Source organism: Paenibacillus sp. ATY16 (genome assembly GCF_003399985.2).
In the GTDB taxonomy this organism is placed as follows: Bacteria; Bacillota; Bacilli; order Paenibacillales; family Paenibacillaceae; genus Pristimantibacillus; species Pristimantibacillus glycanilyticus.
Genome location: NZ_NMOK02000026.1, coordinates 195,726 through 217,949, shown reverse-complemented (window position 1 = coordinate 217,949; position 22,224 = coordinate 195,726). Strand labels below are relative to the sequence as shown.

The 22,224-nt window shown below is 52.5% G+C and carries 18 protein-coding genes and 1 other annotated feature; of the genes, 6 read left to right on the top strand and 12 right to left on the bottom strand.

The window, feature by feature from the left end:
• Positions 1 to 249: 249 nt before the first annotated feature.
• Positions 250 to 3,297 carry a CBM35 domain-containing protein gene (locus CFI03_RS17730; RefSeq protein WP_248758247.1) on the bottom strand — a complete coding sequence of 1,016 codons (3,048 nt, stop codon included), beginning with the start codon at positions 3,295 to 3,297 and terminating at the stop codon, positions 250 to 252.
• A gap of 179 nt (positions 3,298 to 3,476) precedes the next feature.
• Complete coding sequence (locus CFI03_RS17725) at positions 3,477 to 5,795, bottom strand: glycoside hydrolase family 95 protein (RefSeq protein WP_349292483.1); 2,319 nt, start codon at positions 5,793 to 5,795, stop codon at positions 3,477 to 3,479.
• A 164-nt stretch (positions 5,796 to 5,959) separates the two neighbouring features.
• On the opposite strand from CFI03_RS17725, the gene CFI03_RS17720 reads away from it, so the two are divergent.
• A complete protein-coding gene (locus CFI03_RS17720; protein ID WP_201006331.1) occupies positions 5,960 to 6,826 on the top strand; it encodes a helix-turn-helix transcriptional regulator in 867 nt (288 codons plus the stop codon).
• 62 nt (positions 6,827 to 6,888) lie between these two features.
• On the opposite strand, the gene rplT is transcribed toward CFI03_RS17720, so the two are convergent.
• The 5 genes from rplT to CFI03_RS17695 form a co-directional block, all read right to left on the bottom strand.
• Positions 6,889 to 7,248, bottom strand: a complete 360-nt coding sequence (gene rplT, locus CFI03_RS17715) for a 50S ribosomal protein L20 (protein WP_127490829.1) — start codon at positions 7,246 to 7,248, stop codon at positions 6,889 to 6,891.
• Positions 7,249 to 7,301: 53 nt separating this feature from the next.
• On the bottom strand, positions 7,302 to 7,502 hold the full coding sequence (rpmI, locus tag CFI03_RS17710) for a 50S ribosomal protein L35 (protein ID WP_015842912.1): 201 nt from the start codon (positions 7,500 to 7,502) through the stop codon (positions 7,302 to 7,304).
• Between the two features lie 20 nt (positions 7,503 to 7,522).
• Positions 7,523 to 8,062 carry a translation initiation factor IF-3 gene (infC, locus tag CFI03_RS17705; protein WP_174806518.1) on the bottom strand — a complete coding sequence of 180 codons (540 nt, stop codon included), beginning with the start codon at positions 8,060 to 8,062 and terminating at the stop codon, positions 7,523 to 7,525.
• Between the two features lie 16 nt (positions 8,063 to 8,078).
• Positions 8,079 to 8,239, bottom strand: a sequence feature (ribosomal protein L20 leader region).
• 78 nt (positions 8,240 to 8,317) lie between these two features.
• A complete protein-coding gene (locus CFI03_RS17700; protein ID WP_127490830.1) occupies positions 8,318 to 9,556 on the bottom strand; it encodes a glycosyltransferase family 2 protein in 1,239 nt (412 codons plus the stop codon).
• Between the two features lie 349 nt (positions 9,557 to 9,905).
• Positions 9,906 to 11,084: a glycosyltransferase family 4 protein gene (locus CFI03_RS17695; protein WP_248758245.1), complete on the bottom strand. Its 1,179-nt coding sequence runs from the start codon at positions 11,082 to 11,084 to the stop codon at positions 9,906 to 9,908.
• A 296-nt stretch (positions 11,085 to 11,380) separates the two neighbouring features.
• Here CFI03_RS17695 and CFI03_RS17690 point away from each other — a divergent pair, with 296 nt between their 5' ends.
• Entirely contained in the window at positions 11,381 to 11,944 is a 564-nt protein-coding gene (locus CFI03_RS17690) for a phosphatase PAP2 family protein (protein ID WP_248758244.1), read from the top strand.
• Between the two features lie 125 nt (positions 11,945 to 12,069).
• On the opposite strand, the gene trmB is transcribed toward CFI03_RS17690, so the two are convergent.
• Together trmB and CFI03_RS17680 are read right to left on the bottom strand one after the other, a co-directional pair.
• Positions 12,070 to 12,834 carry a tRNA (guanosine(46)-N7)-methyltransferase TrmB gene (gene trmB, locus CFI03_RS17685; RefSeq protein ID WP_127490833.1) on the bottom strand — a complete coding sequence of 255 codons (765 nt, stop codon included), beginning with the start codon at positions 12,832 to 12,834 and terminating at the stop codon, positions 12,070 to 12,072.
• Positions 12,835 to 12,989: 155 nt separating this feature from the next.
• Positions 12,990 to 13,196, bottom strand: a complete 207-nt coding sequence (locus CFI03_RS17680) for a hypothetical protein (protein ID WP_015842906.1) — start codon at positions 13,194 to 13,196, stop codon at positions 12,990 to 12,992.
• A 297-nt stretch (positions 13,197 to 13,493) separates the two neighbouring features.
• Between CFI03_RS17680 and mnmL the strand changes: the two genes are divergently transcribed.
• From mnmL to CFI03_RS17660, 4 genes are all read left to right on the top strand, one after another.
• Positions 13,494 to 14,459, top strand: a complete 966-nt coding sequence (mnmL, locus tag CFI03_RS17675; RefSeq protein WP_248758243.1) for a tRNA modification radical SAM protein MnmL/YtqA — start codon at positions 13,494 to 13,496, stop codon at positions 14,457 to 14,459.
• Between the two features lies 1 nt (position 14,460).
• Complete coding sequence (mnmM, locus tag CFI03_RS17670; protein WP_248758242.1) at positions 14,461 to 15,039, top strand: tRNA 5-(aminomethyl)-2-thiouridylate-methyltransferase MnmM; 579 nt, start codon at positions 14,461 to 14,463, stop codon at positions 15,037 to 15,039.
• Between the two features lie 491 nt (positions 15,040 to 15,530).
• Positions 15,531 to 16,529, top strand: coding sequence for an ROK family transcriptional regulator (locus CFI03_RS17665; protein WP_248758241.1), 999 nt, complete (start codon positions 15,531 to 15,533; stop codon positions 16,527 to 16,529).
• Positions 16,530 to 16,552: 23 nt separating this feature from the next.
• Entirely contained in the window at positions 16,553 to 17,791 is a 1,239-nt protein-coding gene (locus CFI03_RS17660; RefSeq protein ID WP_201006313.1) for an MFS transporter, read from the top strand.
• Positions 17,792 to 17,835: 44 nt separating this feature from the next.
• Here CFI03_RS17660 and CFI03_RS17655 read toward each other — a convergent pair whose 3' ends face one another.
• The 3 genes from CFI03_RS17655 to CFI03_RS17645 all read right to left on the bottom strand — a co-directional run bounded on the left by CFI03_RS17655 (position 17,836) and on the right by CFI03_RS17645 (position 22,142).
• Positions 17,836 to 18,510, bottom strand: coding sequence for a deoxynucleoside kinase (locus CFI03_RS17655; RefSeq protein ID WP_248758240.1), 675 nt, complete (start codon positions 18,508 to 18,510; stop codon positions 17,836 to 17,838).
• A gap of 126 nt (positions 18,511 to 18,636) precedes the next feature.
• The gene (locus CFI03_RS17650) at positions 18,637 to 20,463 is read right to left on the bottom strand and encodes a B12-binding domain-containing radical SAM protein (RefSeq protein WP_248758239.1); all 1,827 of its coding nucleotides are present in this window, start codon (positions 20,461 to 20,463) and stop codon (positions 18,637 to 18,639) included.
• A gap of 131 nt (positions 20,464 to 20,594) precedes the next feature.
• Complete coding sequence (locus CFI03_RS17645) at positions 20,595 to 22,142, bottom strand: stalk domain-containing protein (RefSeq protein WP_248758238.1); 1,548 nt, start codon at positions 22,140 to 22,142, stop codon at positions 20,595 to 20,597.
• Positions 22,143 to 22,224 lie beyond the last annotated feature (82 nt).

Genomic DNA, 22,224 nt, shown 5'->3' with positions numbered 1-22,224 from the left:
TAACGAAGTGTCTACTTTTTAGTTTAAGTCCATTTTGGGCGTTTAAGTCCACTTTTGGACGTTTACGCAGGATAGAATCCAACGTACGCGCCAATTTCGCGCATTGTGGCATCATTCTAGTGGACGAAATCCAACGTAGAGAAAATAAGGTCAGCGCATGGGGGCATCGCGTGTAGTGGGGAGGAAAACAAAAGACTCCATATAACAAAAAGGCTGTGCCGGGATTTACCCGGCACAGCCTTTATTCGTTTAATTCTTGATTTTCACTTTGTAGAGCTTGGATTGAGCGCCGTCGAGGTTCACTTGGATATTGTCCTTCGCTTCGACTTTGGAGTTGGTCCAAGCGTCCGTAAGCTCAACCTTTGTTGTTGCCGATACGCCAAAAGCACGCTTCAGATCGACGGTTTTCGTTACCGCGTCATTCGTGTAGTTAAACACGGCAAGGTAATAATCCTTCTTGTCCTGGAGGACAAAGATATCCGCCGCGGCGTTGCCCGTATTGCCTTCAACCGGGCGGAATGCTTCGCCGATCAGGGCAATATCGTTGACGTTTTTATTCGTGAGCAGCGATTTCATCAGCTTTTGCGTCTCTGCATTACTGATGTCGTCGGAGTTCATGTAGACAGTGCCGGAAATAGCCGCGGCATTAACCCGCGTCTGAGCCGCGTTAAACGAGCCGCCTTTCGCAAGCGTCATGTAATCCGGATCGGTGTAAGAATAGATCGTGCCGTTCTGCCACCAGCCGTAAGTCAGGTTGTTCAACTGGTATTCCGTACGGCCAAGCGAGCCGTCGACATCGCAGGAAATCCGTCTTGCGTGCGCGTATTGGCTAGGGAACATTGGCGCGATCGACGCGCTGATGAACATTTTGCCGCCCAGCGTCTTGTTGATATGAGCCATTCCCTGGTTGTAGGCCTGAATGCCGGTCTGCACGCTAGGATCGTAATGCTTGCCCTCGAAGGAGCCATGGGACAGGAAGTCGATCTTGATATATTCAAAGCCATAGTCCAGGAACTTGTTGAAAATATACTCGATACGCTGCTTCGAGCCCGGATGCGTCGGATCAATCGCATACGCGCCGTCTACCTTCGGAAGAATGTTGCCGTTCGCGTCGCGGAGTACGATATCGCCGTATGTGTACTTGCCGTTTGTTCCTTCCACCGGCTGCGACATGTTGTCACCCCAGTATACGAACGGACCATAGTAAATGCCGGCTTTTTGCCCGTTTTTCTTAATAACCTTTACCGCGTCGCGAAGCTGCTGCTCGGACAGGTTATCCCAATAGGAATCCATATTGATATAGACCGTGCCTTTGTTCGTAAACGACTTTTGCAGATTATCCTTGAAGAAGTTCGATACCTCTACGACTTTGTCGTAGCTGAGCGAGCTTTCGTAAGCGCCCCAGCTGTTCCAGCCAACCGGCACGCCGGAAGGCACGCCCTTCTCGAACTTGAGCGGCGGTGCTACTGCCGCATTCGCTTCCCCGTAGTTCTCCAGTCCATCGCGGTAATCCGCATAGTAACCAACCGCAATTTGAGGGGAAGTGATCGTTGTGCCCGACACTTTGCCATGACCGATGCTGTCATGAGTGGATGTGAGCGAAGTGAAGCCGCCGTACACCTTCAATTTGTTCAGCTTGTCATTCGAGCCGCTCCAGAAAATACCGGTCTTCCATACGTCATGCGTTACCGAACCGATAACAAGTCCTGCGCGGCTCGTATTGTCATAGATAGCCGTCATTTCCGAGCTGATGTAGTTATTGTTGTTCAGAGCCGTATTGATCGTACGAGCCTGATAACGGGACCAAGCATCGTTATCATAAGGCGTGATCAAGACGCGGTTGTCGCCGCTAGTTCCGAGATCAACGCCGCCGCTCGCATTCACGACAAGCGGAGCCATGTCGTTCGAGCTGATCGCGGAGCTGCCCGTTACCTGCTGGGATACAAGGAAGTAAGACTGGTCTTCGTACAGCTGGTAAATCTGTTTCATAACCGGAAGGCCTTCACTTTTATTTTCAACGGTGATGCGGACGCCCTTGCCATGCCCGTCCTTGATTTTCTCCACGCTGCTAAGCTTGAAGCTATGCTCGCTGTATTTGCGGCTGTCCAGCAGCTGATCTTCCAACTGAGCGCTTGCGTAAGCGCCTTTTACAAGCGTTTTGCCGTTCCAGGCGTACGCAGAAAGCCCCGACTCCGTGTTGTAAGTGATGCTGTAGCTGCCGGATACGAAGGTTGCCCCTTTTTCGTACGCGGTTAATTTAATCGAGCCGTATTTCTTGGAATCGATCGCTTTCCCGATCTGGCCGATGTTGTCTACCGGACCCGGATCCTCGCCCGGACCTTCCGTGGAAGCAATCTCGATCTTGTCGATATCCGGCGACCAGCCGCCGTCATCGTTAAACGTGATCGTATTTGCCCCCGCCTTCAGCTCAATCTCCAGCTTGAATACGCCAAGCGTGTCCCAGTTCTCGGTTTTAGGCAAAGCGTAGTTATCCGACGGACCGTCGTTAACGGCAATCGATACCGGACGCGGGTCTCCGGATATGTAAGAAACGCTAAGCGTGTACACGCCTGCTTTCTCCGCCATTACGTCACGGAATTGCAGGGTCGAGCCGCCCCACAGATTGCCAACCTTTTTGCCGCCCGAACAGCCGGTTGCCGCGCTGCAGCCGCTTACGGAAGCATTGCCCGTCAGAACGTTATTCGCCGCTTCCGCCTCGTAAGCCGTGCCCGTGTCAGGCTCGCCAGAACCTCCGTCCGACAAACGAAGCTCAATGCGGTCGATGTCCGGGGAATAGCCGCCCTCATCGTCCAGACGAATCGTGTTGCTTCCCGCCTTCAGCTCGAGCTCCAGCTCGTAGACGCCAAGCGTGTTCCAGTCGGCGGTCTTCGGCAAATCGTAATGATCAATCGAACCGCCGTTTACGCTGACTCCAACCGATCTCGGATCGCCCGAAATATAATGGACCGTCATCGTATATACGCCGGCTGTATCCACCGTTACTTCGTTAAAGGTGAGCGACGAGCCGCCCCACAGTCCTCCAACGATTTGGCTGCCCGAGCAGCCGGTTGCTTCCGCGCATGCCTTGATTTCCGCTTTGCCCGACAATGTGTTGACGGCGGATTCAGCCTCAAAGGAATAGCTGCCGGCAGATGCTGCATCGGCAACGGCGGTTACCTCCGCTCCTGCCGCCTCAACCTCCCGCCCGTTGGAGCTTACAGCTAATTGAAAGACCAGGACCGCTGCCAGCAGCAAAAACCATCCTTTGCCGGACCATGCCCCAAATTTCCTCTTCATTACATCAAGCCTCCTGTTCGCATCATAAAATGGTGAAGCGCTTTCAGTTTGCCTTTTCAATGTAAAATAGAGACAGGGCCCGAACAATCCAAATATTTAACGAACCATACGACAAACCGCCAAAGTTTGGAGAAAAGACCTTCAAGGCCCTTTCCTCTTGGCGGTTTGTTAAGGATCTATTAAGCCGTTACAGCCTCAAGCAGCTTAAGCTTGCCGTCAAGCCGGTAGCGCTTGCCCGCTTCCATCCGCAGCTTAATCTGGCTGCCTCCGCATTTCACAACCGTCTCCAGCTCCGAATAAGCGGTAATAACGGCTTCCGTCAATTGCCCGTTCTCCCAGCTGACGGCTGCTTCCGCGTTCCCCTTTGCCCGAAGCCCCCGGTACGAGCCGGTTGCCCAAGCCGCCGGCAAAGCGGGCAGCAGATGAATGGAGCCCGCATGGCTTTGAAGCAGCATGTCCGCAATGGCCGCCGTACCGCCGAAATTGCCGTCAATGACGAAAATATTCGTCTCCGCGCCAGCCACGCCAGGCTTCGAATAAGACAACAGATTATCGAAGCAAAGCTCACCGATCAAATGACGGACATGCTTCACCGCCTGATTGCCGTCATGAAGCCTGGAGAAGCCGAGGGCAAACAACGCTGCCGTAAACTCGATATCCTCCAGCTCATCGACCAGCATCCGTCCAAGCAGCGTCTGTCGCATAGCCTGACCAAGCTCGGGCGTCTCCTCGGGCGTAATCTGGTTCCCCGGATAAATGCCGTACATATGGGAGAAATGCCGGTGCTGCGGCTGCGCTTCCTCGTAATCCTCCAGCCACTCCTGCAGCTGTCCGCGTCTGCCGATTTGCAGCGGAGGCAGCAGCTCCATGGCTTCCTTCAGCCTCTCTTGCAGCTCTTCATCCACGGCAAGCAGCTCCGCCGATTCCAGCACAAAGCCGAACAAATCGCGTACCAGCATCTGATCCATCGTGGAGCCCATGGAAAGCTGCTGCTCTCCTTGCTCCTCCGGTCCCGGATAGAAGCTGTTCTCCGGCGAGGTCGACGGGCCGGTCACCAGCCAGCCGTATTTCGGATGAACGGTCATATAATCCAGGAAGAAAAGCGCAGCTTCCTTCATAACCGGGTAAGCCTGGCGAGTCAAAAACCCGCGGTCCCGGCTATATTCGTAATGCTCTTTCAAATGGGTTGCAATCCAAAGCCCGCCTGTTACGTTCAGCCCCCATGAGCGTCCCCAGCCAGGCGAGGCGAATCCCCAAGCGTTCGAGAACACATGCGCCACCCAGCCTTCGCAGCCGTAGAAATCTTCCGCGGCCGCACGGCCCGCATAAGAAAGCTGCTCGATGTAATTCATAAGCGGAATATGGCATTCCGCAAGGTTGCTGATCTCCGTCGGATAATAGTTCATCTCCGTATTGACGTCCAGATGGTAGTCGCAGCTCCAGGCCATGGCGTTAGCCTCGCCGTCATTCCAAAGTCCCTGCAGATGAAGGGGCAGACGGGAATCCGCCCGCGTACCGGCAATCGTCAAATACCGTCCGTACTGGTAAAACAACGCGATAAGTCCGTTATCCGCTGACTCCCCGGCTCTCAGCTTGCGGATGCGCTCGTCCGTAGGCAGCAAATCAAACGACTTGGATCCGCCAAGATCAAGATCAACGCGGCCGTAGAGCGACCGGTAATCCGCGATATGATCCTTGAGCAGCCGCTCGAAGCCTTTTGCCTCCGCCGCTTCAATCCGTTCTGAGGGCTCCGCCTTCCATGCCTCATCGCTTCGTCCATAGTCGGTTGCTACGGCAAAATACAGAACAACCTCATCGGCTTGCTCGATTGTTACCGAACCGCCTTCTCCTAATACGCGCCCGCCCGTAACGACTGCTTTTAAAGCGCCTTCGCTCCATACCCCGCAGGTGCCGTCGCTATGGATGTCCTCCGTCGCCTGCGTGCGGAAAACAAGCTTATCCGGTCCATCGAGCCGGGCTTCAAACGTAGTTGTCCTTCCCTCAATATTCAGAGTTAAAGACACGGAGCCTGCCTGATCGCCTTTAATCCGCGAGACAAGCACGCCATCCGGGTGGGACGCAAACGTTTCCCTTCGCATGACCGCTCCGGAACCGCTTCGGTAAGAAACCGCGGCAACCGCCTTCTCGAGGTCCAGCTCTCGCACAAGCTGACTGCCCTCATCCTTGTAGGAAATGAGAATATCGCATAAGGACAGATTGGTTCCAAAGTTGCCTTTCTCCGGTTCAAGCTGCTCGGCAGCCAGCTTGTCTCCAAGCACATAGTTGCCGTTGAAAAAAGCCTCGCGCATCGTCTTCAGCTTTTCCTTGGCATCCGGCGATCCTCCGAACCGCTCCGGCTTGCCTGACCAGAAGGTGATCTCCGTCATATTCCAGGTCTCGCTGTTGATGCCGCCATGCAGCACCGCGCCAAGCTGTCCGTTCCCTAGCGGAAGACCCTGCTTCCAGCCCGAGGCCGGCTCGGTATATACCATTTTCATCCTGATCATCCTCTCAAGTTTTAGCTAAATGTCCGTTCTTAAAGTGAAAGCTCTTTCGCAAATCATGGCATTATTGTAACATTGAACGGAAAGAGCGTATTTGTCCGACAGTCCTATTATTTAACGATTAATCCGCTAATTTTTGCTCGAGAGCAGGGAACCGAATGAAAACGATAAATGAAATAAAGCCTTATGTCGGCGATTCCATGCGTTATCTATACGTGGGGGGCTGGAACGAAAAGCTTCGCATCAGCAACGTCTACGCGTTCCATCTGTTTGTTGACGGACCCGGGGAAATGGAAGTGAACGGAAAGCTTTATCCGATTGAACGCGGGACGCTTATCTTTCTGCGCCCCGGCGAGCCTCATGCCTTCCATATCCGGAAAGGACAGCCATTATCTTCATATAATCTCTATTGCAATCTGTGGGAAGGGACTTCCGAAGCCTATAACCGGGTATTCATCCATGCCCCGGAGCCGTTTGAGCTGGAGCCCGGCTCGCGCGAGGAGCCATGCCCGGAGCTGGATTCGCTGCCAAGCTTCTTCTCGCTTCAGCCTTATCCATGGCTGTACGATGCTTTCGTTACGCTCTCCAGGCAGTTCGACAACAGCCAGCATTACCGCGCGGAGCTCGTGAACAGCATGCTGTATGCCTGGATGCTCAGCTGGTACAACGTTGTTCACACCCGCCAGCCCAGCGATTTCCGAATCGTCAAGCTGCTCGCCTATTTGAACGAGCATCCGGAGACGCGCTCCCAAGTCGAGGATTGGGCGGCCATGTGCGGCCTTAAGCGCTCCTACTTCCATTCCTTGTTCCAACGCGAGACCGGGTTTACGCCGCAGGTATACCGCCATAGGCTTCTTATGAAGCAGGCTGCCCAGCTGCTCGTCGAAACGGATTATTCCGTAACGGCTATCGCAGAAAGGCTCGGGTATACGTCGATTCATCCGTTCACCCGCCATTTCAGCGCTTATTACGGCGTTAGTCCCCGCGCTTACCGGCTTCAGCCCTCTTCCGAGCGGGAGATGTAGCTTGAACAAAAAAAGAGGTTGTCCCCCTCAGGGACAACCTCTTCTCTATATCACGCTTAAAACTAAGCGTTGATTTTCGCTTTTGCAACGCCAGCAAGGGAGTTGAACGAGTTGATGTCGTTAACAGCCAGGTCAGCCAGCATTTTGCGGTTTACTTCGATGCCAGCCAGTTTCAGGCCGTACATGAATTTGTTGTAGGAAAGACCGTTTTGACGAGCAGCCGCGTTGATACGAACGATCCACAGTCTGCGGAATTCACGTTTGTTTTGACGACGGTCACGGTATGCGTAAAGAAGCGACTTACCAACTTGCTCCTTTGCTGTTTTAAACAGACGGTGTTTCGAACCGAAATAACCTTTTGCCAGTTTAAGAATTCTTTTACGACGACGAGCGCGGACAAAACCGCCTTTAACTCTTGCCATGAGTGGAAACCTCCCGTAGGTTGAATTTGATTAAGCTATCTGAACGATTGCTACTATTTAAGGTTAGCGAGACCTTGTTGAATACGACGAACGTCGCCAGCTGCCATCAGTGGTTGGCCAGCAAGAACACGTTTTTGACGACCGGATTTGTGGGAAAGCAAGTGGTTTCTGTACGCTTTGTAGCGTTTCACTTTACCAGTACCAGTAATTTTGAAGCGGTCTTTCAGACTGCTGTGTGTTTTCATTTTAGGCATGTCGATTATCCTCCCTTTATTTAACTGTTGCTTTTTGGTGCCAAAATCATAATCATGCTCCGGCCTTCCAGCTTCGGTGCACGTTCTACGCTGCATATTTCGGCAACCTCTTGCGCCAGACGGTCCAGAATTTTCTGGCCGATGGCGGCATGAGCGATTTCCCGTCCGCGGAAGCGTACGGAGGCTTTAACTTTATCGCCTTCGCCCAAGAACTTCACAACGTTGCGGTATTTCGTTTGATAGTCATGCTCGTCGATGTTGGCACGGAACCAAACTTCCTTCAGGTCGACGATTTTTTGATTTTTGCGTGCTTCTTTTTCTTTCTTCTGCTGCTCGTAACGGAACTTTCCGTAGTCCATAATCCGGCAAACCGGCGGTTTAGCCGTTGGTGCTACATTCACCAGATCCAAGCTCAGGTCAATTGCCATCTGCATAGCGTCACGGATCGATTTGATACCGATTTGCTCGCCGTCCGCGCCTACAAGTCGTACTTCTCTGGCCCGGATCTCATCGTTGATTTGATGTTCTCTGCTAATAACGTGCCACCTCCAAGATAGGATGTTTATGTGTTGTGGTGCAAAATAAAAAATGCGGGTTCGCACGAACCCGCATTGTTATAACCGTTGATTGTGGCCGCCCTCGTTACCTCACAAGGAAGCAACTCGTTAAGCTAGTCAGTTATCGCAAACCAGTCGGCGTGACCGAAAGGTGAGAAGCGGGTGCTTCTGCTTGTGCAAATATGTTTTGTCAAAAACGTTACCGACATACTATAACACAATGGATTTCTATGTGTCAACCCATTATGTCATGCCTTATTACAGCTGTTTGCTTTGCACGTCCTCCAGACGGATAACGCGCGTATGCTGCGTATGGCTCCATTTCTTGTTGTTTTGCGTGAAGAACGCGTGAACCGTAATGGGCCACCACGACACGGTAAAGAGCAGGAATGTCGGAATCCGCAAGTAAAGCTTCCACGGCACCTTTGCCATGTACATCGACAAAGGAATCTGGATAAACACGTAAGCCATATACGGAATGCTCAGCCAGATTGGCAGCAGGTTGTATACCGATTCCACATTGTTGCCGCCAAACAGAAGCATGTCGCCCCAGATGATCGCTGCAATGAAAAAGCCGGCCAAATAGTTATATGCGTTAAATACGTACAGCGAAGCATCGATTTTCGTCATGCTGCGTTCTTTAATGCCCTGCCACAAAAGCGGCAGCATGTACTTGCGCGTAACGTCGAAATGTCCTTGCATCCAGCGCAGGCGCTGACGTGCCGATGCCTGGAACGTAATCGGCTTCTCGTCGAACACTTTCGCTTCGAAATTAAACTTCGGATAAATACCCCGTTGGATGCAACGCACCGTAAATTCCAAGTCTTCCACGAGGCTTGTTGCGCCCCAGCCCATTTCCTGAAGCAGCTTGGCATCAAAGCACATGCCCGTGCCTCCGAGGAAGTTAGCCAGACCCAGATTCGTGCGCGGCAGCTGCCACAGGCGGTTACAGAACCAGTAGTTGATCGCGTTCGCCGAGCTGATCCACGAGTCGTTCGGGTTTTTCGTATCCAGGTAGCCCTGAATAACGCGGTGTCCGTTAATCAAATCATTGTTCATGTACTGCAGGAAATCGGTCGCTACCAAATTGTCGGCATCAAAGATCGCAACGCCGTCGTAGCTTTTCGGCATCTTCCACAGTTCCTTGAGCATCCATTCCACGGCGTAGCCTTTGCCCCGCTGGTTCTTGTTATTGCGCACGCAGGCATAAACGCCTTCGTAGCTGTTCACAATATCGACGGTGCCGTCCGTGCAGTTGTCGCAGATGACAAAAATGTCAAACAGCTCGCGAGGATACTTCAGCTTCAGCAGATTCTCGATAAGCGCTCCTACAACCTGCTCCTCGTTATGCGCCGCAATCAAAAGCGCGAAAGTTTTTTGCGGCGGATGGGATAAATCTTCTTTTTTGCGGTGCCAGCCAAAACATGTCAAAAACAGTTGGTACAAGCCCAGCAATGCGAATACGATCTGGAATACAAGCATAATCGTGTTGAACATTTTTCGGTACTGCCCCCTTGAGACCCCTTTTTAATTGCCCGTTCTAATCGCCCTGCTATCAGGCGCCGACAGGCTCTTTATCATAATTCTCTCTTGTGTCCGGTCCGTTTTTTTGTGTTTGTGTAAACGAATCGCGGGACATTTTGATTTTCCACAGATTGATTATCTTTGTCAAAAGCTCTAATTCCCGCCATTATCCGTTATCCAGCCATTAAAACGCTTGCATGGCAGTCAGATGGTTCCATTACCTCCTTTTGCGCCCTATCGCCCTTATTTTCATCCATTTCCTAATTTTTTAGCCCTTACGTCCAATACATACGTAAAGAGTTGATACAATGTTCCCGGTCCGTCACTTCGCTTTGTGACGAATATGTGGCTGTACCGGAATCGAATACCGTTCAAAGCTGGCGGCCAGCTTGTCGAAAATAGCATTCCAGGACTGCTTCTGGCTGTAGATGCGTCCTTGCCCTGCAATCGCCGCGCGCAGCTCCGGATTACTGTACAGAAGCCCCATCGCGTTCGTAAACGAACGGGGATCCTCCGGATTGCACTGCAGCCCCGTTACGCCATGCTGAACGGAATCCGTTACGCCTCCCTTGTCGGCGCAAATGACCGGCGTCCCGCAGGACATCGCCTCCAACACCACGTTGCCAAATGTTTCCGTTGCCGAAGGGAACAGGAACAAATCGGCGGAAGCATACCATTTTTGCAAATCCGGCATAGTTGTAAACCCTATGAAACGGGCGTCGATTCCTTCGCGGCGGCACCGTTCCTTCAGCGCATCGGAAGAAGGTCCGTCGCCCGCGATGACAAAAACCGCTTCCTCGCTTATATTTTGCCGAAATTCCGCAAAAGCATCTAATGCGATATCGACATTTTTTTCGGGAGCTAATCTTCCCACGTACAGAACGACAAATCGATCGTTGTCGATTCCGTGCCGGAGAAGCCACTCCTCCCGGTTGACAGACGGATGAAAGGCTTCCGTATCAATGCCGCGGCTCCATACTTCAAGCCGGCCGTCATCCCAGCCCTTCTCCTTCAAATCCTCGTACGTGGAACGGGAAGGGACGTAGATGGAGCGGCAATCTTGGTGAAACCATTCCATATATCTCCATAACAGCTTTGCCATCCATTGCAAATTGTAAAACGGCAAATATTGATCAAAATGGGTATGATAGGACGCAACGAGAGGAATCCGGAGCTTGCGGGCATAATGAATGCCGCAAAGTCCAAGGTTAAACGGAGTAGCTACGTGGATAATCGTTGGATTGAATTCTTTTAACGCCCTGCGGATATGAATGGGATTGGGAAGTGCCAGGCGACACTCGGGGTATAAGAAGAAAGGCAGGCTGGCGAAGCGCTCAACGGAAGTGGTTTGTTTGCCGCTTTGCTTGCCTGTAGCCGGATCCGGAGCCAGAACAAGCACTTCAGCACCCTGCCGCTTCAAATAATCGGTCCAGCGGCCAAGCGTGCGTGCCACGCCATTCACATCAGGTTCAAACGTGTCGGTAAAAAGCGCAACTCTCATGAAGAACGCCTCCTAAAATGAATTGCCACCTACAAAAGGCAAAGGTTCAGCCGTTGTGGTGATTCATGCCTCGAAAGCATAAGCTTCGGAATGAAACCTTGATCGGCTCCATTCTACAGGAGGTCTGTTAGCGAATAATCAACCTCATTTTAAAGATTGGTTAATCTTTTGAAATTCGGCTTCTTCGTATAAACTTAAAACTTGTACAACCTTATTTATTGAACCATAATAGACAGATATCGATTATAATGTGTGGGAGTTAAGAATTGCTCTTTAATCTTTTTAGGAGGAAACGGATGAGAAGAATGATAGGGTGGTTACGAACCCGGGAATTGCAAATGATCCTATGGGCGAATCAACGCCGATCACAAAGCAGGCTTCACCGGTTGCTTGGGGTTTATTTAAGCACGGTGACGCATGTTGGAGGAGCGTCCTTTACACTCATCAGCTCTTTCCTCGTTGCCATGTTTGCACCTAATCCCTGGAGCACGACAGGCTGGCAATGCTTTACTGCCGTATTTATCAGTCATCTACCGGTCTATGTCGTGAAACGGAAACTAAAAAGGCTTCGCCCTTATCAGGCGTTAAACGGAGTAAACACAGGGAAAAATCCGCTTGTCGACTCCTCCTTCCCTTCCGGACATACAACCGCTATCTTCGCCTATGTCGTTCCGATTATCGGAGCAGGCGGAGTATGGTTCCCGATTATCCTGCCCGTTGCGGCCGTACTCGCTCTGTCGGTTGCGTGGTCACGCATGTATCTCGGCCTTCATTACCCGTCCGACGTGGCGGCCGGCGCGCTTGTCGGCACGTTGACGGCAATAACCGTCCAATACGGCTGGACTCTTACTTTATTTTAGAAGCAAGGGGAACGGCTTGGCGAAGCGCGTATCCATCCGGAAAATTCGAAGCCATGCTGATAAGAAAGAACGTATAAAGATCTTTGAATTGAAAAAGGCTGTTCCCCGCGGGAACAGCCTTTTTATTATTCTGCCGAATCGTCTTCGTCTTCACCGGCGTTCTCGGCTTCCGCTTCTTCGCGGCGCGAGTTCTCCAGCTTGCTTTCGCGGTATTCGCGCAGCACGGTTTCGCCAATTACCGCTTCCAGGCGGTAGATCGGCTGACCCTTCTCCATAAACTTCATCTCGTATTCGGTAAATACCAGATCCTCGCGCGGACCGTTCTTATGAAGATTAAGCGAGATATTGCGGAGCTGGAATTCCACCTCGGCAAAGCTATTAAGGGAGAATTCGAACAGAGATTCCGAATCGGTCTTGAAATGGATCTCTCCGCGTTCGTTCAGCAGCTGGGCATACTTGCGCAAAAAGCGCGGATGGGTCAGCCGGCGGCGGGCATGCTTGCTTTTTGGCCATGGATCGCTGAAGTTCAGGTAAATCCGCTCGATCTCGCCAGGCTCGAACATTTCTTCAATATGCTCGATGTTCGCGCGAAGCAGCGCCAGATTAGGCGGCTCTTCCACTCCGCTTTCCTCCCAAATGCTGCGAGCCTTGTCGCTTGCGCGGCGGATCAGCTCGTCGTACATATCAACGCCGATATAGTTGTTGTCCGGGTTGCGGAAGCTCATATTGCTGATGAAACGGCCTTTCCCCATGCCAAGCTCTACATGGATCGGCTTATCGTTGCCGAAAAACTCGCGCCATTTCCCCTTGTGCGGCTTCGCATCCAATACGACTAATTCCGGCTGCGCTTCCAGCGACTCGCGGATTCCTTTTCTTCCTCTTAAACGCATCTTCTACAGGTCCTCCTACAAATTAAGCTAGTCCTTATTGTGCCCAAGTTCGGCCGCCTTGTAAAGATGCCAGCGGGAATGAAGCAAAAGAAAAAGCCTTTAACGATTTTTCAAATCGCCAAGGCTTTAGGTTTGTATGGATATTGGCATAATCATTAAACGAGCATTTGGTAATCAATCGGACCTTCGGATTGAATGTCCCGGTACGTGTTCTCGATAATCTCGTTCAACTTCTTGCGTGCGGATATTTCGATATGATGGTTGTTGTGGAATCGAACTCCTGTAAGCGCCATCAATTCTTTGACTGTTAATTCAACCGTTACTTTCTCATCGCCATGCGGAATTCTTGTTTGTTGACTCATTAGGATCACCTCATCGATTTTTTTATTACAGCATTTCCAGTTTATCGACGTTTTATGACGATCATTACGAATTAAGCATGTAAGGTTTTTTCATTGATTTGTCGCACTTTCAATATAACAGATCATGTAAGGTATAGCAAGCCTATTTCGCTCCCGTTTTAAAATAATTTCCAGCTTGTTCTACGGTTCAAAATGTCTCTTCGGATGCCTGGCCATCCGCCTAATCCGGCATGGCATTTCCCCCTTCTTTCCGATAAAATGGAGAATGCCATTCTTATCCGTATAAAGGAGAAACGCATGAAAGCAAATTCAACATCCTTGACGCCCGGGCAGCCGATGCTGTGGGGCGACAAGCGATTTCATACATGGAACTACGAGATGCGCGAGCAGCTAGGCGGCAAAGTGTTCAAGGTGACCCTAGATGCCGGCTTTACCTGTCCCAACCGGGACGGCTCGATTGCCAAAGGCGGCTGCACGTTCTGCAGCGCCCGCGGGTCCGGCGATTTTGCCGGCAGCCGGCGCGATGATCTCGTTACGCAATTCAATAAAATCCGCGACCGCCAGCATCAAAAATGGCCGGAGGCCAATTATATCGGCTACTTCCAGGCGTATACGAATACGTACGCACCCGTCGAGGAGCTTCGGGAGTATTACGAGGTGATTTTGCAGCAGCCGGGCGTGGTGGGGTTATCGATCGCAACGCGGCCGGACTGCCTGCCTGACGATGTCGTCGATTATTTGGCCGAATTGAACGAACGGACCTACCTGTGGGTGGAAATGGGCTTGCAGACGATCCATGAATCAACCTCGGAGCTCATCAACCGCGCCCATGATACGGCTTGTTACCTTGACGCGGTACGCCGTCTTCGCGAACGAGGCATCCGCGTATGCACGCATATCATTTACGGTCTGCCGCAGGAGTCGCATGAAATGATGCTGGAGACGGGCCGAGCGGTTGCCGCGATGGACGTGCAGGGCATCAAAATCCACCTGCTCCATCTCATGCGCAAAACGCCGATGGTTAAGCAATACGAAGCCGGACTGCTCCGCTTCCTGGAGCTGGACGAATACGTCAAGCTGATCGTCGACACGCTTGAATTCCTGCCGCCGGAGATGATCATCCACCGTCTTACCGGCGATGCGCCGAAGGAGCTTCTCATCGGGCCGATGTGGAGCATGCAGAAATGGGTGGTGCTGAATGCGATCGACGCGGAGCTGAAACGCCGCGGCACATGGCAGGGCAAGCTATGGGGGGCGGTGTAAAATGGGGTTTCTGTCTATTCTCAGCATGGCGCATCAATGGATCGCCGAACGCGTGCAGCCGGGCGACATTGTCATCGACGCCACCGCAGGCGGGGGCGTCGACACGCTGAAGCTCGCCGAGCTGGTCGGAGCGCGCGGAACGGTGCACGCGTTCGACATCCAGCAGGATGCGCTGGACCGCACGCTCGAGCGGCTCCGCCCGCTTACGGAGCGCGGCAAGCTGCCGCAGGTGCGTCTTCACCTGCGCAATCATGCGCGAATGGCGGAGGCCGTTGGCCCGTCCGCCGAAGGAAACGTTGCAGCCGTGATGTTCAATCTCGGCTATTTGCCGGGCGGCGACGAGTCGGTCATTACGGTACCGACGACAACGATCGCCGCCCTGGACGCGGCGCTTGCGCTGCTGCGCCGCGGCGGCATTGTCACTGTCGCGCTGTACCCGGGGCATCCGGGCGGCGCGGAGGAGGCGGCGATTGTCGCCGACTGGGCAGCGAAGCTGCCCGGGGCCTTGTACGCGGCTGTGCTGTACCGCCAGCCGCAAAGAGACACCGCGCCGTATTTGGTCGCGGTGGAGAAGAGGTAAGCTGCCTGAGGCTTGCCAGGCAGCTTCAAAAAGCGCCCCCGAAAGGTCGACCGACTTTTCGGGAGCGTTTTTATGCCCACGGGCATTGCGCTCGCTGCCCCCACTCCCCTCCGCCCAGCCTTAACGATGCCCCGCATCGTTAAGGGCACACAAACCAGCTGCTTTTCTCTCCTTTGCGATATCCCACATCGTTAAGCCCCCGCAATTCCGCTCAATCCTGCCGCCTCCCGCCTCCGTTCGCCTCCTTAACGATGTGCCGCATCGTTAAGAACTCACAAACCAGCTGCTTTTCTCTTCTTAGCGATGCGCCGCATGGTTAAGCCCACCAAACGCCAATCTCCTCCCAATTTCCGTTCTCTCCGGCACTATGCCTGCCAACGTAAAACATTTTCTCACGACTCCCCTCTTGCTCTCCGGAATCATTTTTGATACGATCAAACCAACTTATTAAAGATGTTTAATAAGTCTGTACAGAGGAGCTGTAAATAACCGTGACTGATTTACCGGCAACACCCAAAGAGATGAAAAACGTAATTCTATACGGCCTGCGTTCCGCCCTGCTGACGCTGGGGAGCGCGACCAAAGCGGAGCTTAGCCAAAAGCTTGGCCTTAGCTTCCCGACGATCAGCAAGTTTCTGACCCAAATGGAAGAAGCCGGCGAGCTGCTGACCGTAGGGCTGGACGATTCGAGCGGCGGAAGAAGAGCTCAACGATACGCGTACAATACGGAGTTTATGCTGGGGCTGGCTATCTTTTTCGAGAACTCGGAGATTAGCTATACGATCTTTAATTGTGCGGGAGAAACCAAGGAGCAAGGCACGACGTCAAGCGCGTTAATGAACGATCTTCCCAGCCTGACCTTGTACATCGAACAGCTTCTGCTGAGTCATCCAAACATCAAATCCATAGCAATCGGAGTACCTGGCGCGGTCAATAACGGCCGGGTCATCCATATCCCGGACTACTCCAACTTTCAGAACATTAACCTGAAGCAATACCTGGAGGAGCGATTCTCCCTGCCCGTCGTGGTAGAGAACGACATGAATGCCGCCGTGCTGGGCTATTACAAAACAGGTAGCCGCGAGAACAATCCGTCCCTCGTCTATTTGTACTTCGGGCAATTCGGCCCGGGCGCGGGCATTATGATCAACGGGGATGTCGTAAGAGGAAGCACCTTCTTCTCCGGAGAGGTCTCCTTCGTGCCCCAGTACAATGAACTGAACTTCCAGCAAGCGATACAAAAAAAAGACGGGGCCAGCAGGCTGGATGCCATCAGCCGTCTTATCGCATCGATTACGGCGATTATCAACCCGCATACGATTGTTTTTAACAACGCCGAGGTAACGGAGGCCATTCTGGGACGAATCTTGGAGCGAAGCGCCGATTATATCCCGAAGGAGCATCTCCCTCTTCTGAAGGCGAGCGATATGAAGAAGGATTATCTGGACGGCCTGCAAAGCCTCGGGCTGGAACTGATGATCTCCATTTGAATAAAAGAAACAGGTGAACGAGCATGGCAACTTTTTTTCTGATCATTATTTATTTGGCTTTTATCAGTCTCGGATTGCCGGACTCCCTGCTCGGAACGGCGTGGCCGGTCATGCGGCCGGAGCTGAACGCTCCCCTTGGAGCGGCAGGCGTGCTGTATATGACCATTGCCGCCGGAACGATCGTATCCAGCCTCGCCAGCGGCACGATTCTTAATCGCTTCGGCACCGGAAGAGTAACCTTGGTCAGCTGCATTATGACCGCTGGCGCTCTGCTTGGTTACGCCACCTCCCCGTCCCTCGTCTGGCTGCTTGTTTGCGCGATTCCGTTAGGTCTTGGAGCCGGGGCGGTTGACGCCGGCCTGAATAACTACGTGGCCGCCCATTACAAAGCGCATCATATGAGCTGGCTTCATTGCTTCTGGGGCGTAGGCGCTACGCTTGGACCTGTCATTATGGCTCAATTCATTACCAATAACGCCTGGAGATACGGCTATCTGACCGTGGCGGCTATCCAATGCGCGCTTGTCGTCATCCTGTTCTTCTCCCTCCCCTTATGGGACCGGGTTGCCAAGATTCATAGCAGAGTCTCAGACCTCGCCGCGCAGGAAGAAGCCGTAAATGAGCCCGAGGAGAAGACTGCGGCAGGTCATCCGTTAAAAATCAGAGGCGTGAAGCTTGCTCTCGTTTCCTTCATGCTGTACTGCGGGATTGAAGCGGCGGTAGGCCTGTGGGGCAGCAGCTATCTTGTAAACATGAAAAACGTGTCCGCTTCTACCGCCGCGCAGTGGGTGTCGCTCTACTATGCAGGCATTACGGCAGGCCGGTTTATTACCGGCTTCATTACCTTCAAAGTCAGCAACCGCAATCTGATCCGCGGGGGCCAATTAATCGCCTTAATCGGCGCCCTGCTGCTTTTCCTTCCGCTGCCCGAAGGCTTTGCGCTTGCCGGCTTCATCATAGTGGGCTTTGGCCTTGCCCCCATCTACCCGTGCATGCTGCATGAAACGCCGGTACGGTTCGGGAAAAAGAAATCGCAGTCCATTATGGGGTACCAGATGGCCGTGGCTTACACGGGCAGCACGCTTATGCCGCCGCTTCTCGGTTTATTGGCTTCCTCGATTACCATCGGCATTTTCCCGTTCTATATCGTCCTGTGCACGGCAGCCATGTTCCTGTTTACGGAACGGCTGAATATTTTCCTTAAACCAAAAACCAACCTGGCGCATGCAAGCATAGGTTCAGGTTCGGACCCATCCGTATAAACACGCAAAAACTGCCGGGATGCCCCGGCAGTTTTATTTTATCCCTATTCGCTTGCGGCAGCCGCCTGCGCCTTTGCCAACCGCGACGCTCCGATTACACTGCTAATTTGCGCGATAATTCCGTCCAGCGATGCCGGATCGTGAACATCGTATTCGTCAATGTTCAGCCTAAGCACCGGACAAGCGTTAAACTCGCCGATCCAGGCTGCGTAACGCTCATGCATCCGCTCCCAATAAGCGCGTTCCGTCTGAATTTCCATCTCCCGCCCGCGCGCCGCAATCCGGTTCAGAATGGACGGCAGACTGCCTTCCAAATAGATCAGAACATCCGGATGCGGAAAATACGGCGTCATGACCATCGCTTCGAACAAGCTGGTATACGTCGCGTAATCCGTAGCGGTCATCGTTCCCTGATCCGCATGCATTTTCGCAAATATGCCGGTATCCTCGTAGATGGAACGGTCCTGCACGAAACCTCCGCCTGCCTCAAAAATCGCCTTCTGCTCTTTAAAGCGCTCGGCTAAGAAATAGATTTGCAGATGGAAGCTCCACCGCTCAAAATCATGGTAAAACTTTTCCAGATACGGGTTATGCTCGACCTGCTCCAGCGAAGTCCGGAAGCCAAGACGCTGTGCGAGGGCAGACGTTAACGTCGATTTGCCGACTCCGACCGTACCGGCTATCGTAATAAGCGCATTAGAAGGAATGCCATGTTCCATGTATAATAACTCCTTTTATTCAACGTTCCGCATAGCTTCCTATTGTATCATATGAGCGGCCGCGGGCAATGGTTTTATATGGACGCATGCAAAATAAAAGCCGCCTCTCGGGCGGCCTTGATTCTTTTAGAAACCTACGGACATGGCATCGGAGTTTACCCTCATAATGACCGGCTTAGGCGTCGGCTTCGCCTGACGTTCTCCTCCGCCAAGGGCATACAGGACGGCAAGCAGCGTATGGCTGCTCTTGACAACCTCGCCCGTCGCCAGATAATGCTCCAGGTCAAACGGAAGCAGCTCGATTACCGTATGCTTGTAAAGCTCCTTCTCGTTCAACTGCAGATCGGCAAATTCACGGGATACTTCCTCCGGTCGCTCGGCAAGACGGCGCATCCAGCCGCTCCATTCCGATTTGTCCATCGTGAATTCCCACCATGTTTTCCGCGGCTTGTAGTTATGGTTCAGGAAATAATCGTACTTCATGAGGCCAAGCACGACATCCAGATCCAGCTTAGCCGCTTCTTCGGATGCCGCACCCGCTTTGTACTCGGACAGGAATGCCCAGAGCCTTGAGAACAGATCCTCAAGCTGATGACCGATCTTCTGCCAGCCTCTCTCCTCCCAGAAGTCGCCAAAGTACTGGAAGAAATCAAACGGAGAAGGAAAGACCTCGTTGACCAGGTAACCTAATGTTCGGTCCATCCGGTGCGCGTTCCAGTACTTCTCCAGCACATCCTCAACCCGCTTGATCCGCACGATATCGGCAAACGGCATCAGCTCGTTGCCAAGCATCTCGTACGGCGCATGGTCCATGTAAATATAGCCCCACTTATCGGCGTCCCGCCGCAAGCCCGTGCCGCGCAGCATCTTCAGGAAACCAAGCTGCAGCTCCTCCGGACCCAGCTCGAACACATCGTTAAACGTTCCGCGGAACGTATCGTAATTCTCCAGCGGCAAGCCCGCGATCAAGTCCAAATGCTGGTCGATCTTGCCGGACTCCTTCACCTTCGTAACGGTCCGCACGAGCTTCTTCCAGTTCTGGCGGCGCTGTACCGCCTCATTGGTCGGATCATTGGTCGATTGAACGCCAATCTCGAAGCGGAAAACGCCCGGCGGCGCATGCTCGGCCAAATAATCGAGCACTTCCGGCCTCATGATATCGGCGGTAATCTCGAACTGGAATACGCAGCCGCGGTGGTTCTCGATCAGGAATTTGAACATTTCGAGCGCATAGTCCCGCTTGATGTTAAAGGTGCGGTCCACGAACTTGATCAGCTTCGCGCCGGAATCGATCAAATACGTAATATCGGCCTTCGTCCGCTCCATATCGAAATACCGGACCCCAACCTCGATACTCGACAAGCAGAATTGGCAGCTGAACGGACAGCCGCGGCTTGTCTCGAAATAAACAACCCGGCTGCCCAAATGAGGAATATCCTCCTCGAAGCGGTGCGGAGACGGCAGCGTCGCCAGATCCAGCTTCGGACGGCCGGGATTGAGTAGAATCTCTACCCGGTCCTCGCGCTGCTTGCGGTAAGCAATGCCGAACACCATATGGTATTTGCCCGCTCCCTCAATCTCCGTCAGCAAATGATGGAAGGTCTCTTCCCCTTCGCCAACAACGATAAAATCAACCTCCGGAATTCGCTCCATCCAATATTCCGTGTCGTAGCTCACTTCCGGTCCGCCAAGGACAATCTTGATCTCCGGCATGATTTTGCGCAGCATATTGATGACGGTAATCGTCTCTTCAATATTCCAGATGTAGCAGGAGAAACCTACAACTTCCGGTTTGCGCGAGAAAATATCCGAAACGATGTTCATCACGGGATCTTTAATCGTATACTCTGCGATTTCCATATCGAAATGCTCGCCGCTGTAAGCCTTCAGGCAGCGCAGGGCAAGCGAAGTATGAATATATTTGGCATTTAGCGTTGATAACACAACTTTCATCACGGTACCTCTTTCTGCTCTCATGCAAGCTTACCCTATTGTACCGAAAACACGCCCAAAAAAGAAGAGGCCTGCCGCAGGGAGCATTCATGCCGCTCCAAACGGTAAGCCTCTTTTCGTATAACGGAGAATTAGTCCTTCATATTGATATAAAGCTGATCTTTAAACTGCATATCCAGAATCGGGAAGCGAACCTCCCATTTGTCATTGCCGAGTGCCTTCACTTCGTTAGCGTCAAAGCCGCGCGGTTCGAAGCCGAAAATACGGTCGTAATAAATCTGGAATTGAATCTTATCGCCTGGCAGCATGCGATGAAGCTCGGTTGCTAAGTTGATAGCCCAGGTGCGAAGACCCTCTTTATTCTGCCCGCCGTAATACGTGTAAAAGACGGGATCCATATCCGTCGTAATGACAAGCCAGCCTTGGGAATCACGCGTAACCTTCCAGTTGCTCAGCTTCGCTTCCCCTTGTTCCGTCGAGAAAACGCCGAATTGCTCTTTCAATAAAGCCGCAATCTTGTCCTCCGATTGACCAACAAGCGTGTCCGGAAGCGTTGGATCGAGGAATTTCACTTTGGCGGAAGGCACTTTAGGGAGATCCTCCATCAGCATCGCCGCATAAACCGTCGAGACCGCGAAATTCAAATCCGCTTGCGACGTGTAACCCGCGGAGGTGATGCCGATCAGCTCGCCGTATTCGTCAAACAAAGCGCCGCCGGAGCTGCCATGGTCGATTGGGGCACTCGTCTGGATGTAACGCGTGCTTCCCTCATAAATGATATTGCTGACCAGACCGTCGGAAACCGTGTTTTGAAGACCAAGCGGACTTCCGATCGCGACAACCTTATCGCCTTTATTCACGTTCAGGCTGCTGTAGCCCACTTCGACCGGCGTCGAGCCAATCGACTGGTCGGTCTGGATAATCGCCAAATCATTGTTTTGGCTGTATGTAACAACGCCGGATACCTTGATCTGCTTATTGTTCACGGTAATAACCGTTGCCGAGGAAGCATCCTGCATCACATGGTAATTCGTCAGAACGTAACGGTCGCCAATAACAACGCCGCTGCCCAGACCCAAATTAGTCGTAATGGTTACCACGCTGTCGTCGTACATGTCGACGATCTGCTGCGGCGTATATTTCGGACGGTTTTTCAGCTCTTCCTGAAGCTGCTCGAATTCCTTTTCGTATTCGTATTCTTCTGTCGTGATTCGCACGGCCTGCTTGGCATTATCCCATTTCACCGTGCCGCCAAGCGATTCCGCTACGAAACGGGCCGGAACAAAGGTCGTATTGTTCTTGATTTCCGGTGCGGCGTCCAGCTTCACCGACTTGCCGTTGATTAGAGCTACTTTGTTGCCGATCGTAAGCGTAATGGATGTGTAATCCTTGCGGATGATAATCGTCTGCGCCTTCTCTTCCCAGGTTACGGAGGCATTCAAGGCTTTGAACAGCTCGCGCATCGGAACGAAGGTAACGCCATTTTTCGTATAGGGAGCTTTCGAGACCGAGAGCTTCTTATCGTCGACGTAAACGCTGATGGCGGAAGCTTTGGCCGTAGCGGCGAATTTAACGGGAGACGTTGCGGCTGCGGCATGCTGCGGAGCTCCGAGAGGGGAAAGCAGAAGGCCTGCTGCAAGCAGCGGAGTTAACAAGGTATAGGATAATTTCTTTTTCACGATTACTTTTTCCTCCAAATTTTTACTGTATTACCAGCTAAAATGATAGATTAATCTATCGTACCACTACCTGCCTTCGTTT

Coding starts and splice junctions, on each gene's coding strand:
- CFI03_RS17730 (WP_248758247.1), bottom strand. CDS start 3,297: ATGAAGAGGAAATTTGGGGCATGGTCCGGCAAAGGATGGTTTTTGCTG.
- CFI03_RS17725 (WP_349292483.1), bottom strand. CDS start 5,795: ATGAAAATGGTATATACCGAGCCGGCCTCGGGCTGGAAGCAGGGTCTT.
- CFI03_RS17720 (WP_201006331.1), top strand. CDS start 5,960: ATGAAAACGATAAATGAAATAAAGCCTTATGTCGGCGATTCCATGCGT.
- rplT (WP_127490829.1), bottom strand. CDS start 7,248: ATGGCAAGAGTTAAAGGCGGTTTTGTCCGCGCTCGTCGTCGTAAAAGA.
- rpmI (WP_015842912.1), bottom strand. CDS start 7,502: ATGCCTAAAATGAAAACACACAGCAGTCTGAAAGACCGCTTCAAAATT.
- CFI03_RS17700 (WP_127490830.1), bottom strand. CDS start 9,556: ATGTTCAACACGATTATGCTTGTATTCCAGATCGTATTCGCATTGCTG.
- CFI03_RS17695 (WP_248758245.1), bottom strand. CDS start 11,084: ATGAGAGTTGCGCTTTTTACCGACACGTTTGAACCTGATGTGAATGGC.
- CFI03_RS17690 (WP_248758244.1), top strand. CDS start 11,381: ATGAGAAGAATGATAGGGTGGTTACGAACCCGGGAATTGCAAATGATC.
- trmB (WP_127490833.1), bottom strand. CDS start 12,834: ATGCGTTTAAGAGGAAGAAAAGGAATCCGCGAGTCGCTGGAAGCGCAG.
- CFI03_RS17680 (WP_015842906.1), bottom strand. CDS start 13,196: ATGAGTCAACAAACAAGAATTCCGCATGGCGATGAGAAAGTAACGGTT.
- mnmL (WP_248758243.1), top strand. CDS start 13,494: ATGAAAGCAAATTCAACATCCTTGACGCCCGGGCAGCCGATGCTGTGG.
- mnmM (WP_248758242.1), top strand. CDS start 14,461: ATGGGGTTTCTGTCTATTCTCAGCATGGCGCATCAATGGATCGCCGAA.
- CFI03_RS17660 (WP_201006313.1), top strand. CDS start 16,553: ATGGCAACTTTTTTTCTGATCATTATTTATTTGGCTTTTATCAGTCTC.
- CFI03_RS17655 (WP_248758240.1), bottom strand. CDS start 18,510: ATGGAACATGGCATTCCTTCTAATGCGCTTATTACGATAGCCGGTACG.
- CFI03_RS17650 (WP_248758239.1), bottom strand. CDS start 20,463: ATGAAAGTTGTGTTATCAACGCTAAATGCCAAATATATTCATACTTCG.